At 72.4% G+C, this 12,701-nt stretch carries 10 protein-coding genes; 7 read left to right on the top strand and 3 right to left on the bottom strand.

Annotation, left to right across the window (positions count from 1 at the left end; translation table 11 throughout):
* The first annotated feature begins 45 nt into the window (after window positions 1-45).
* A complete protein-coding gene (locus IOD16_RS30920; RefSeq protein ID WP_201441641.1) occupies window positions 46-1,191 on the top strand; it encodes an ROK family transcriptional regulator in 1,146 nt (381 codons plus the stop codon).
* A 519-nt stretch (window positions 1,192-1,710) separates the two neighbouring features.
* Here IOD16_RS30920 and IOD16_RS30915 read toward each other — a convergent pair.
* The 3 genes from IOD16_RS30915 to IOD16_RS30905 form a co-directional block, all read right to left on the bottom strand.
* Window positions 1,711-2,079 (bottom strand): hypothetical protein, encoded by a 369-nt coding sequence (locus IOD16_RS30915; RefSeq protein WP_201437236.1) that lies wholly within the window; start codon window positions 2,077-2,079, stop codon window positions 1,711-1,713.
* A 96-nt stretch (window positions 2,080-2,175) separates the two neighbouring features.
* Window positions 2,176-2,859 carry a DUF305 domain-containing protein gene (locus IOD16_RS30910; RefSeq protein WP_201437234.1) on the bottom strand — a complete coding sequence of 228 codons (684 nt, stop codon included), beginning with the start codon at window positions 2,857-2,859 and terminating at the stop codon, window positions 2,176-2,178.
* Between the two features lie 4 nt (window positions 2,860-2,863).
* On the bottom strand, window positions 2,864-3,667 hold the full coding sequence (locus IOD16_RS30905) for a DUF3105 domain-containing protein (protein WP_201437232.1): 804 nt from the start codon (window positions 3,665-3,667) through the stop codon (window positions 2,864-2,866).
* A gap of 170 nt (window positions 3,668-3,837) precedes the next feature.
* Between IOD16_RS30905 and argS the strand changes: the two genes are divergently transcribed.
* The 6 genes from argS (at window position 3,838) to rho (ending at window position 12,644) form a co-directional block, all read left to right on the top strand.
* Complete coding sequence (gene argS / locus IOD16_RS30900; protein WP_201437230.1) at window positions 3,838-5,481, top strand: arginine--tRNA ligase; 1,644 nt, start codon at window positions 3,838-3,840, stop codon at window positions 5,479-5,481.
* Window positions 5,481-6,905, top strand: a complete 1,425-nt coding sequence (lysA, locus tag IOD16_RS30895; protein WP_123748354.1) for a diaminopimelate decarboxylase — start codon at window positions 5,481-5,483, stop codon at window positions 6,903-6,905. Before argS ends, lysA begins: the two co-directional genes overlap by 1 nt.
* Before the next feature lie 3 nt (window positions 6,906-6,908).
* Complete coding sequence (locus tag IOD16_RS30890; protein ID WP_201437228.1) at window positions 6,909-8,222, top strand: homoserine dehydrogenase; 1,314 nt, start codon at window positions 6,909-6,911, stop codon at window positions 8,220-8,222.
* Window positions 8,219-9,295, top strand: coding sequence for a threonine synthase (thrC, locus tag IOD16_RS30885; protein WP_201437226.1), 1,077 nt, complete (start codon window positions 8,219-8,221; stop codon window positions 9,293-9,295). Before IOD16_RS30890 ends, thrC begins: the two co-directional genes overlap by 4 nt.
* A complete protein-coding gene (gene thrB / locus IOD16_RS30880) occupies window positions 9,292-10,182 on the top strand; it encodes a homoserine kinase (RefSeq protein ID WP_201437224.1) in 891 nt (296 codons plus the stop codon). Before thrC ends, thrB begins: the two co-directional genes overlap by 4 nt.
* A 344-nt stretch (window positions 10,183-10,526) precedes the next feature.
* Entirely contained in the window at window positions 10,527-12,644 is a 2,118-nt protein-coding gene (gene rho / locus IOD16_RS30875) for a transcription termination factor Rho (protein ID WP_201437222.1), read from the top strand.
* Window positions 12,645-12,701: the final 57 nt, after the last annotated feature.

Below are 12,701 nucleotides of genomic sequence, written 5' to 3'. Positions count from 1 at the left end.
ACTGTGACGGCCCCGAACTCGCCCCAGGTGGGCACCCCGGCGGGGATGCGCGTGCTCAACCAGCGCGCGGTGCTCGACCGGCTGCGGGTGGGAGGTCCGGCGACCAGGCCGCGCATCGCCCAGGACACCGGCCTGTCGAAGCCGACCGTCGGCCAGGCGCTGCTCGACCTGGAGCAGCACGGCCTGGTGCGCACCACCGGCCGCACGTCGGCGGGACCGGGCCGCTCGGCCGTGGTCTACGAGCCGAACCCGGCGGCGGGGCACGTGCTCGGCGTCGACATCGGCAGGGAGCGGATCCGGGTGGCGGTGGCGGACCTGGCCGGTTCGGTGATCGCGCGGTCCGACGAGCGCAACCGGTGCCGCTCGGCCTCGGCGTTGGTCCGCACGGTGCGGGAACTGGCCGAGCGCACGGTGTCCGACGCCGGCCTGTCGCCGGCGGACCTGGTGGTGAAGGTGGTCGGCACGCCCGGCGTGCCCGACCCGCGCGACCGGACGCTGCACCACGCGCCGAACCTGCCCGGGTGGGAACGCCCCGGCCTGCTGGACGACCTGGAAGCCGCGCTGGGCGCGGACCTGGTGGTGGAGAACGACGCGAACCTGGCCGCCGTCGGCGAGCAGGCGCACGGGGCGGCCCGGGACGTCGACGTGTTCGTGTGCGTCACGGTCGGCACCGGGATCGGCATGGGGATCGTGGTGGACGGCCGGTTGTTCCGCGGCGCGCACGGCGCGGCGGGCGAGGTCGGCTACCTGCCCTACCTCGGCCAGTCCGAAGAGGACGGACGGCGGCGCGGCCAGGTGGAGGCCGCGGCGGCGGCGGAGTCCGTGGTGGCGCTGGCCGAGCGGCACGGCCTGGCGGCGCGGTCGGCGCGGGAGGTGTTCGCGGCGGCCAGGGCCGGTGACGAGCGGGCGCTGCTCGCGGTGCGCGACGAGGCGGAGCGGCTGGCGTTCGTGGTGGCGTCGGTGGTGGCGGTGGTCGACCCGGGGCTGGTGGTCCTCGGCGGCGGCGTCGGCAGCAACACCGACCTGCTGCAGGAGCCGATGGAGGCGGCGCTGCGGCGGATGACGCCGCTCGTGCCGCGGATCGTGGCGGGCGAGCTGGGCGACGGCGCGGTGCTCAGCGGCGCCATCGCGATCGGGTTGCGGTCGGCGCGCGACCTCGTGTTCGACCGGCGCGGTGCTGTGACTCTCTGACGGTAGTCGAGTGGCTCTCACCTGGTGATTCACTCGAAAGTCGTAGGAACGAACTCGTCGGTAACGACGTAGCGTGACCGTACCTCCTCCTGGAGGGTGTGTTCCTTCCGCTGTTAGAAGGGGAGTCGAAAGGGGAGTACGGGGGACGTGGTCCCCTTTCGACCGTGCCGCGGGGCAGGTGCCGCGCCAGCAAACACCTGCCCCGTGCACACCGGCGGCCACACGCGTCACGTCGCGAACCGGCCGTCCGGCACGTGTCGCCGTGCTCGCGCTTCACCTTCATGCCACTGCCCCAAGCGTTCCGTCCCGCCGGCGGGAAATACCGGCGGGGAATCGCCTCCCGCCCGCGGGAATCACGTCCCGCCGGCGGGACGTGCTTTGTGGGAATCGCGGCCCGCCGGCGGGCGTCGACAACGGGAATCGCGTCCCGCCGGCGGGACCGCCGCCGGAGCGAATTCATCGCCGAACGCACGAATGCCGCGACCCCCGAAACCGAGGGCCGCGGCATTCGCGGTGAGATCAGGCGATCAGGGTGCAGGTGCTGCCCATGTTGAAGAAATTGCCGCCACCGTCGTTCCGCCAACCGGTGCCGGTGATGCAGCCGCCGCGGTTGAAGTACTGGTTGATGTAGACCCGGTGGTTGAGGATCGGGTTGCGGTCCACGTCGTTGACGCCGTACGTCTGGAAGTGGCCGGGGTACGGGCCGCAGACGTTGCGCGACTCCACCCAGTACACGTACCGCAGGGTCGAGTTGATGGACTCGTACTCGATGAACACGTTCGTGCAGCCGCTCGTGCTGGAATTGCTCGCCTGCGCCGACGGATTGACGACCACCATGATCGCCAACACCGAGAAGAGCGCAGCCAGAATTGCCCCGATTCGCTTCATTGTCGTCCCCTCGTGGCAGCCGCCTGCTGCCTTGATTCGGAACGTATCGGAGAGGAGAAGCGGGTGGCAAGGTGAAAAGCGTCGGCGCCGGGTCGCTCACTTGGCGAGCGGTTGCGCCCCACGTTCGGCGATGAGCCGTTCCATGTACTCGCTTTCACTGGCCTGCGACTTGAGCATGCTTTCCGCGAGAGTGCGCACGGCGTGCTCGCCGGCGTGGTCGACCGCGTAGCGCACCATGGAGGTGCCGCCCCGGTGGTGTCGCAGCATCAGCTGGAGGAAGTAGACGTCGAACTCGACGCCGGACAGCGACCGCAGCTCGGCCAGCTCCTCGGAGGTCGCCATGCCCGGCATCGGACTGCCGGCGGACGTGGCCGCGGTGGCGCTGTGGCCGTGCTCCCCGTCCGCGGTCATCCAGGCCATGTGGCGGCCCTGCAACGGTTGCTCTGGCTGACCCCACAGCATCAGCCAGCCCTTCATGCGGCCCACCTGCTCCAGCTGCGTGCTGGAGACGTCGAACGCGAACGACCGGATGTTGCCGTCGGCCGTCCGGTCGCGGGCGATGTTGGCCATCTGCACCGCCTGGAGGTGGTGCATGGCCATGTCCTGGGAGAACCCGACGTCCACGGAGTCGGCGGCCGGCGTGGCGGCCGAGTCCGACCCGGGGAGCTTGATGAGCAGACCGACCGCCGCGCCCAGCAGCAAGGTGGCGACCACGGCGACCGAGACCACCACCCAGGCGGAGCTGCTCCGCCTGGGGGTGGTCTCGGACCGGTCGGTCACGTGCTCAGCTGCCCGACGACGGCGCCGTGGAGGAGGCCGCCGCGGGGTTGTTCCGCGCGCTCTCGGCCTCGTTGCCCATCGACTCGGCGTCCGGGCCCGGCGCCTCGGCGACGAACGGGGCCGGGTTGTCCACGAAGGCGGCGTTGTCGCACGGCGAGCCGACCTCGGGGTAGGTGTACTGGTTGCGCCGCAGCGACTGGATGAACTGGTCGATGCGCTCGTCGTCGGCGCTGTCGAGCTTCAGCTGGTGACCCCACGTCTGCAGCGAGATCGGCTTGTCCAGGCCGGGGTACGGCGACATCATCGAGAACGGCTGGCCGTCGATCCGGCTCTTGAGCTTGTCCAGGGCCTCGCCGGTCACCAGGTCGGGGTTGTAGGCCAACCACAGCGAGCCGTGCTCCATCGCGTGGACCATGTTCTCGGTGCGCACGGCCGTGGGGTAGACCACGCCGTTGCAGTCCGCCCACTGGTTGTCGTGCGGCCCGCCGAACGGCGGCGAGAAGTCGTACGCGACCCGCTTCGGCGCGTCCACGTGCTTGCCCGGCGCGTACTCGCGCTTGGTCACGCCCGCGATCTTGTCCGAGGGGTCCTTGTTCTCCTCGGACGGATTCCACTGGGCGAGGGCCTGCTCCTTCGCGTTGCGGTCCGCGATCTGGCTGTACGCGTAACCGAACACGGTGCCGGCCAGGGCCAGCACGGCCACCACCGCGATGATGGTCCCCCACGGCTTCGGCTTCTTGGCCACCACCGAGGAGCGCGCCGCCGCAACGCTGGAGCGCGCGGCCTTCGTCTTCTTGCCGCTGGTCATGTCCGCCTCAGTCTCGTCATACGCCCATGCCGCGGGCCAGTGTAGGGATACCATGTCTGATCACCGTCAACTGGCCGTCACGCCGGGTGGTCGTCAACAGTTGCCGTTCCCACTTCGCGGGACGCGCATCCCGGTCGAGACCAGCGGGAACGCTTCCCTAGACTTGTCGGGTGACTCCCGCTGCGCTCGCTGAACTGGTCCGTGCGACGGCCGTGGACGTGTTGTCCACCCGCGGCCTCGACCCCGCCGCCCTGCCGACAGCGGTCACGATCGAGCGCCCCCGCAACCCCGAGCACGGCGACTACGCCACCAACGTGGCCCTGCAGACCGCCAAGAAGGTCGGCGTGGCCTCCCGCGACCTGGCCGGCTGGCTCGCCGACGCCCTGACCGGCACCGACGCCATCGCCTCGGTCGAGGTCGCCGGCCCCGGCTTCCTGAACCTGCGGCTCGCCGCGGACGCCCAGGGCGCGATCGTGCGGGACGTGCTGGCGGCGGGCGAGGCGTACGGCCGCGGCGAGCAGTTCGCCGGCGTCCGGATCAACCTGGAGTTCGTCTCGGCGAACCCGACCGGCCCCATCCACCTGGGCGGCACCCGCTGGGCCGCGGTCGGCGACGCGCTCGGCCGGGTCCTGGCCGCCAACGGCGGCGCGGTCACCCGCGAGTACTACTTCAACGACGCGGGCGCGCAGATCGACCGGTTCGTCCGGTCCCTGATCGCCGCCGCGAAGGGCGAGCCCGCGCCGGAGGACGGCTACGCGGGCGACTACCTCGGCGACATCGCCGCCGAGGTGCTGCGGCAGGAGCCGGGCGCGTTGACCGCCGAGGACTCGCACGAGGTGTTCCGCCGCATCGGCGTCGGCCTCATGTTCGAGGAGATCAAGAAGGACCTGCACGACTTCGGCACCGACTTCGACGTCTTCTTCCACGAGGACTCGCTGCACAAGTCCGGCGCCGTCGCCAAGGCCGTCGACCAGCTCAAGGACTCCGGCGCGCTGTACTTCGACAAGGGCGCCTGGTGGCTGCGGTCCACCGAGTTCGGCGACGACAAGGACCGCGTGGTCATCAAGAGCGACGGTGACCCCGCGTACATCGCCGGTGACATCGCGTACCTGGCGGACAAGCGGGCGCGCGGCTTCGACCTGTGCATCTACATGCTCGGCGCGGACCACCACGGCTACGTCGGCAGGCTCAAGGCCGCCGCGTCGGCGCTCGGCGACGACCCGGCGTCGGTCGAGGTGCTGATCGGCCAGATGGTGAACCTGGTCAGCGAGGGCAAGCCGGTGCGGATGAGCAAGCGCGCGGGCACCGTGATCACCATGCAGGACCTGGTGGACGCGGTCGGCGTGGACGCCGCCCGGTACGCCATGACCCGCTCCTCGGCGGACTCGTCCCTGGACATCGACCTCGACCTGCTGCGCAAGCGGAGCAACGACAACCCGGTCTTCTACGTGCAGTACGCGCACGCCCGGCTGTCGTCGGTGCTGCGCAACGCCGCCGACCTCGGCGTCACGCGGGGTGACGCGGTCGACCTGCTCGCGCACGACCGCGAGGGCGACCTGATCCGCACCGTCGGCGAGTTCCCGCGCGTCGTCGCCACCGCCGGTGAGCTGCGCGAACCGCACCGCGTCGCGCGGTACCTGGAGGAGCTGGCGGGCACCTACCACCGGTTCTACGAGGCCTGTCGGGTGTTGCCGAGGGGCGACGAGGAGACGACCGAGCTGCACCGGGCCCGGCTGAGCCTGTGCGCGGCCACCCGCCAGGTGTTCGCCAACGGCCTCGCGCTGCTGGGCGTGACCGCGCCGGAGCGCATGTGATGCGCGCGCACCCGGCCGGTCCCCGGCACGCCGACGTCATGGTCCCGTCGAACACGGCGGGCAACCGGCCGTCCTCCGCGCGGGCGCTCGGCGACCTGCACCCGCAGGTGTGGCCGCGCAACGCCGAACGCGGCGACGACGGCGCGGTGCGCCTGGCGGGCGTGGACGTGCGGCAGCTCGCCCAGGAGCACGGCACGCCGCTGTTCGTGATGGACGAGGGCGACTTCCGCGCCCGCTGCCGCGAGCACGCCGAGGCGTTCGGCGACCCGACCCGGGTCCACTACGCGTCCAAGGCGTTCCTGTCCGTCGCGGTGGCCCGGTGGGTCGCCGAGGAGGGCCTGAGCATCGACGTGGCCAGCGGCGGCGAGCTGGCCGTGGCGCTGCGCGCCGAGTTCCCGCCGGAGCGGATCGCGCTGCACGGGAACAACAAGTCCGTGGCCGAGCTGGCCGCCGCGGTCGACGCCGGCGTGGGCGCGGTCGTGCTGGACTCGTTCTACGAGATCGCCCGGCTGGACCAGGTCGCCCGCGAACGCGGACGCGTGCAGCCGGTGATGATCCGGGTGACGGTGGGTGTCGAGGCGCACACGCACGAGTTCATCGCCACCGCGCACGAGGACCAGAAGTTCGGCTTCTCGCTGTCCTCCGGCGACGCGGCCGAGGCGGCGCGCCGGGTGCTGAAGTCCGACGGGCTGCGCCTGATCGGCCTGCACAGCCACATCGGCTCCCAGATCTTCGACGCCAGCGGCTTCGAGGTCGCCGCGCGCCGGGTCATCGGGCTGCTCGCGGAGCTGCGCGACGAGCACGGCGGCGAGCTGCTCGACCACGTCACGACCGTGGACCTCGGCGGCGGCCTCGGCATCGCCTACACCGCCGACGACGACCCGCCGCCGCCCGCCGAGCTGGCCAGGCAGCTGCGTGACATCGTGGCCAAGGAGTGCGAGCACGCCGAGCTGCCCGTGCCGAAGATCGCGGTCGAGCCGGGCCGCGCCATCGTCGGCCCCGGCACGGTGACGCTGTACGAGGTGGGCACCATCAAGGACGTCCAGCTCGACGCGGGCGTGGTGCGCCGGTACGTGAGCGTGGACGGCGGCATGAGCGACAACATCCGCACCGCCCTCTACGACGCGGTCTACGACTGCAAGCTCGTCTCGCGCGACGCGGGCGAGGACGCGCAGCCCGTGCTGTGCCGCGTCGTGGGCAAGCACTGCGAGTCAGGCGACGTGGTCGTGCGCGACTGCTGGCTGCCCGACGACCTCGCGCCCGGCGACCTCATCGCGGTCGCCGCGACCGGCGCGTACTGCTACTCCATGGCCAGCGGCTACAACCGACTTCCCCGGCCCGCGCTCGCCGCGGTCGTGGACGGCCAGGCCCGGTTGCTGCTGCGCCGGGAGACCGAGGAAGACCTGTTCCGCCTGGAGGTATGAGAAGTGTCAAGCCACGAACGCGACGGCGAACCGATCAGGGTCGCGCTGCTGGGCTGCGGCACGGTCGGCACCGAGGTGGTCCGGCTGCTCACCGACCAGGCGGCCGACCTCACCGCGCGGGTCGGCGCGCCGGTCGAGCTGACCGGCATCGCCGTGCGCAGGCCGAACAAGCACCGCGAGGTGCCCGCCGAGCTGCTGACGACCGACGCCGAGGCGCTGGTCGCCTCGGCCGACGTGGACGTGGTCGTGGAGGTCATCGGCGGCATCGAGCCCGCCCGGACGCTGCTGCTCGCCGCGTTGCGCGCGGGCAAGTCGGTGGTGACCGCGAACAAGGCGCTGCTGGCCGAGCACTCCGGCGAGCTGTTCGAGGCCGCCGACGCCTCCGGCGCCGACCTGTACTTCGAGGCGGCCGTGGCGGGCGCGATCCCGCTGCTGCGCCCGCTGCGCGAGTCGCTGGCCGGCGACCGCATCACCAGGGTGATGGGCATCGTCAACGGGACCACGAACTTCATCCTCTCGGGCATGGACTCCACCGGGGCCGGCTACGGCGAGACCCTGGAGGAGGCGACCCGGCTCGGGTACGCCGAGGCGGACCCGACGGCCGACGTGGACGGGTTCGACGCCGCGTCCAAGGCCGCGATCCTGGCGTCCCTGGCCTTCCACAGCCGGGTGACGGCCGCCGACGTGCACCGCGAGGGCATCGCGTCGGTCAGCGCCGCCGACATCGCCGCCGCCAAGGCGCTGGGCCGCACGGTGAAGCTGCTGGCGATCTGCGAGCGGGTGAGCACGGACGGCGCCGAGGGCATCTCGGTGCGCGTGCACCCGGCGATGATCCCCAGCTCCCACCCGCTGGCGGGCGTGCACGGCGCGTTCAACGCGGTGTTCGTGGAGGCCGACGCGGCCGGCGAGATGATGTTCTACGGCCAGGGCGCGGGTGGCGCGCCGACCGCCAGCGCGGTGCTCGGCGACCTCGTCGCGGTGGCCCGCAACCGGGTGCACCAGGGGCGCGGCCCGCGCGAGTCGGCTTACGCGGCGCTGCCCGTCCGACCGATGGGCCAGACGCCGACGCGGTATCACATCAGTCTCGACGTCGCCGACCGGGCGGGCGTGTTGTCGCAGGTGGCGGCGGTGTTCGCGGAACACGACGTGAGCATCGCGGCCGTGCGGCAGGAGGGTCGGGTCGACGACGCCAGCCTGGTGATCGTCACCCACGCCGCTACCGACGCGGCACTGCGGTCGACCGTGGACAAAATCGGCGGGCTGCCCGTGGTTCGGGAAGTGGTCAGCGTGATGAGGGTGGAAGGCGAAGAAACATGACGATCCAAGCGGGCGTGCGACCGGGGTGGCCCGGCATCATCCACGCCTACGCGGACCGGATCGAGCTCCCCGAGGGCGCCAAGGTCGTCACCCTCCACGAAGGCGGCACGCCGTTGGTGGCCGCCGAGCACCTGTCGGAGCTGACCGGCTGCCAGGTCTACGTCAAGGTCGAGGGCGCGAACCCGACCGGCTCGTTCAAGGACCGCGGCATGACCGTGGCCATGACGCACGCGCTGGCCAGCGGCATCCGCGCGGTGATCTGCGCGTCGACCGGCAACACCTCCGCCAGCGCGGCGGCGTACGCGGCCAAGGCGGGCCTCACCGCCGCGGTGCTCGTGCCGCGCGGCAAGATCGCCCTGGGCAAGCTCGCCCAGGCGGTCTCCCACGGCGCGCGGATCCTGCAGATCGACGGCAACTTCGACGACTGCCTGGAGCTGGCCTCCAAGACGGCGACCGAGTACCCGATCACCCTGGTCAACTCGGTCAACCCGGTGCGGCTGATCGGCCAGAAGACCGCCGCGTGGGAGATCTGCGACGTGCTCGGCCGCGCGCCCGACGTGCACTGCCTGCCGGTCGGCAACGCGGGCAACATCACCGCGTACTGGCGCGGTTACTCCGACTACCGCGCCGACGGCGTGATCGCCGCCACGCCGAGGATGTTCGGGTTCCAGGCCGCGGGCTCCGCGCCGCTGGTGCTCGGGCAGCCGGTGGCGGACCCGGAGACCATCGCGACCGCCATCCGGGTGGGCAGCCCGGCGTCGTGGACCGGCGCGGTGGCCGCCAAGGAGGAGTCCGGCGGGCTGTTCGAGGCCGTGACGGACGAGAAGATCCTGGAGGCCTACCGCCTGCTGGCCTCGACCGAGGGCATCTTCGTCGAGCCCGCGTCCGCGACCAGCGTGGCGGGGATGCTGGCCACGGTCGCCGACGGCCGGCTGCCGAAGGGCTCCACGGTCGTCTGCACGGTCACCGGCCACGGCCTGAAGGACCCCGACACGGCCCTGCTGGGCATGCCCGAGGTCGAGCCGGTGCCGGTGGACCCCGGCGCCGTCGCGACCGCCCTGGAGCTGGCGTGACGGCCCTGGCGGCCCGTTGTGTGCGCGTCACCGTGCCGGCGTCCACGGCGAACCTCGGCTCGGGGTTCGACGCGCTGGGCATGGCGCTGGGCGTGCACGACGAGCTGGACTTCGCCGTGACCGACGGCGGGCTGGTGGTGGAGGTGTCCGGCGAGGGCGCCGCCGACGTGCCCACCGACGAGCGCCACCTGGTCGTGCGCGCGTTCCGGGCGGCGTGCGAGCTGGTCGGGGTGCGGGCGCCGGGGCTTCGGCTGACGTGCCGCAACGCCATCCCGCACGCGCGCGGCCTCGGCTCGTCGGCGGCGGCGATCGTGGCCGGCGTGGCGGCCGGTTTCGCCCTCGCCGGTCGCGAGTCGGACACGAGCGCGTTGCAACTCGCCGCCGAGTTCGAGGGCCACGCCGACAACGCGGCGGCGGCCATGTTCGGCGGGGTGGTGATCGCGTGGACGCACGGTGACCGCTACCGCGCGGTCCGTGTGGACCCGCACCCCGGTGTGACGCCGGTCGTGCTGGTGCCTTCGGAGGAGTCCTCCACCCACACCACGCGCGGTCTGCTGCCGTCGAAGGTGCCGCACGAGGACGCGGCGTTCGCGGCGGGGCGGTCCGCGTTGGCCGTGCACGCGCTCACCGCGGACCCGTCGTGGCTGGTCGACGCGTTGGACGACCGGCTGCACGAGCCCTACCGGGAACCCGCCTGGCCTGCGACGACGAGGCTGGTGCGGTCCCTGCGGGAGGCCGGGGTGGCCGCCGCGGTGTCCGGCGCCGGACCCGCGGTCCTGGCCCTGCCCCCCGACGGGGTGCTGCCGCCCCGGGTGGACCTGGCCGGGTTCGAGGCGCGCCGGGTGCCGGTCGACCTGGCCGGAGTCCGGGTTGCGCCACTCGGCTGAGTGATGCGACGCGCCGTGCCCCGGTTGTTGCACCCGGCCGGACCGGCGTCTACCCTCGGGGCCATCAGTCACCGCGCGCACGGGCGCCGGTGTGGTGCCCGGACGTTCGTTCCGGATCGCATTCCTCCAGTGACTTGGCTCTGTGCCGTATGGACGGGGCCGACGCTGGAAGGCACCCGCTCGCCGTGTGACCGAAGTCCCGCACCGGAGGACTCCGCTTTCGTGCGCGTTCCGCGCCGTCGCCAGGTCCGCCTGAACCGGGACGAAACTGCCGCACCGCATTCCGTCGGACGGCAGGTCCGCTGGATCGCGTAGGAGGCGCGCTCCGGTCAGGAAGGACATGTGTGACCAACACCGATGTACTGAGCAGCCAAGCTCCTGCTGCTCCCAATCCCGCTGCCGGCAGTTCCGGAGCCGAGGAGAACGCTCTGACCACCCCTTCGAACGGCAGCGCCACGCCGCGCAAGCGCGCGGGCCTCTCTGGAATGGTGCTGGCCGAACTCCGTGAACTCGCAGGTCAGCTGGGCATCACCGGCACGGCCGGCCTCCGCAAGGGCGACCTGATCGCCGCCATCAAGGAGCGGCAGGGCGGCACCTCCGGTCGGGGCAGTGCCGCGACGCCGCCCAAGGCCGAGAAGAAGGCCGAGGCGCCCAAGGCGGCCGTCGAGAAGCCCATCGTGGAGAAGGCCGCCGCGGCTCCCGCCGTGGACAAGCCGACCCAGCAGCAGCTCGACGTGACCGACCGTCCCGCCGCGGAGGAGGAGGGTGGCCGCCGGGGCAACCGCCGCCGCCGTTCCTCCAACCGCCCCGCGGGCAGCCCCGAGGCTCCCGCCGCGGACGCCCAGCAGGCGCCGGCCCAGGCCGACCGACCCGCCCAGGCCGACCGCGTCCAGGCCGACCGCCCACAGGCGGACCGCCAGCAGGGTGAGCGCGCCGAGCGGCAGGACCGCCCCGAGCGGCAGGACCGCGCTGAGCGGCAGGACCGCGCTGAGCGGTCGGACCGGGGCGAGCGGTCGGACCGGGGCGACCGGCAGGACCGCGGTGACCGGCAGGACCGCTCCGAGCAGCGCGAACAGCGCCAGGACCGGGGCGACCGCGGCAACCGCGGCGACCGGCAGGACCGGAGCGGCCGTGACGGTCGTGACGACCGCGGTGACCGGGGTGGCCGCGACCGCGACCAGAACCGCAACCGCCAGCAGAGCGGTCCGGGCGACGACGACGAAGAGGGCGGCCGTCGTGGTCGCCGCTTCCGCGACCGCCGCCGGCGCGGTGGCCGCGGGGACGAGGGTGGCCCCACCACGGACACCGAGGTCCGCGACGACGACGTCCTGCTGCCCGTGGCGGGCATCCTCGACGTGCTGGAGAACTACGCGTTCGTCCGCACCTCGGGCTACCTGGCCGGGCCGAACGACGTCTACGTCTCGTTGTCGCTGGTCCGCAAGTACGGGCTGCGCCGCGGCGACGCCCTGATCGGCGCCGTGCGGCAGCCGCGCGACGGCGAGCAGCAGCGGCAGAAGTTCAACCCGCTGGTGCGGGTGGACAAGATCAACGGCCTCGACCCGGAGGAGTCCCGCAACCGGCCGGACTTCACCAAGCTGACGCCGCTGTACCCGAACGAGCGCCTGCGCCTCGAGACGGAACCGCACATCCTCACCACGCGCGTCATCGACCTGGTGATGCCGATCGGCAAGGGCCAGCGCGCCCTGGTCGTGTCGCCGCCGAAGGCGGGCAAGACCTCGGTGCTCCAGTCGATCGCCAACGCGATCACGAAGAACAACCCCGAGTGCCACCTGATGGTGGTGCTGGTGGACGAGCGCCCCGAAGAGGTCACCGACATGCAGCGGTCGGTGAAGGGCGAGGTCATCGCCTCCACCTTCGACCGCCCACCGTCGGACCACACCACGATCTCGGAGCTGGCCATCGAGCGGGCGAAGCGCCTGGTCGAGATGGGTCACGACGTGGTCGTGCTGCTGGACTCGATCACCCGCCTGGGTCGGGCCTACAACCTCGCGGCCCCCGCGAGCGGCCGGATCCTGTCCGGTGGTGTCGACTCGACCGCGCTGTATCCGCCGAAGCGGTTCCTCGGCGCGGCCCGCAACATCGAGGGCGGCGGCTCGCTGACCGTCATCGCGACGGCCCTGGTCGAGACCGGGTCCGCGGGCGACAGCGTGATCTTCGAGGAGTTCAAGGGCACCGGCAACGCCGAGCTCAAGCTCGACCGGAAGATCGCGGACAAGCGGACCTTCCCGGCGGTGGACGTCGACTCGTCCGGCACCCGCAAGGAAGACCTGCTGCTCTCGCCGGACGAGCTGGCGGTCATGCACAAGCTGCGCCGGGTGCTGCACGCCCTGGACAGCCAGCAGGCCATCGACCTGCTGCTCGACCGCCTCCGCAAGAGCCGGACGAACATCGAGTTCCTGATGCAGGTGGCCAAGACCACCCCGGGCGGGGACAACGACTGACCCCGTCCGACCACCGAAGGCCCGTCCGGCACCGAGCCGGGCGGGCCTTCGGGCGTC

The organism is Saccharothrix sp. 6-C, from assembly GCF_016695385.1.
GTDB classification, from domain to species: Bacteria; Actinomycetota; Actinomycetes; order Mycobacteriales; family Pseudonocardiaceae; genus Actinosynnema; species Actinosynnema texasense.
Note: the sequence above shows the minus strand (reverse complement) of the source record. Positions and strands in the feature narration are given on the sequence as shown.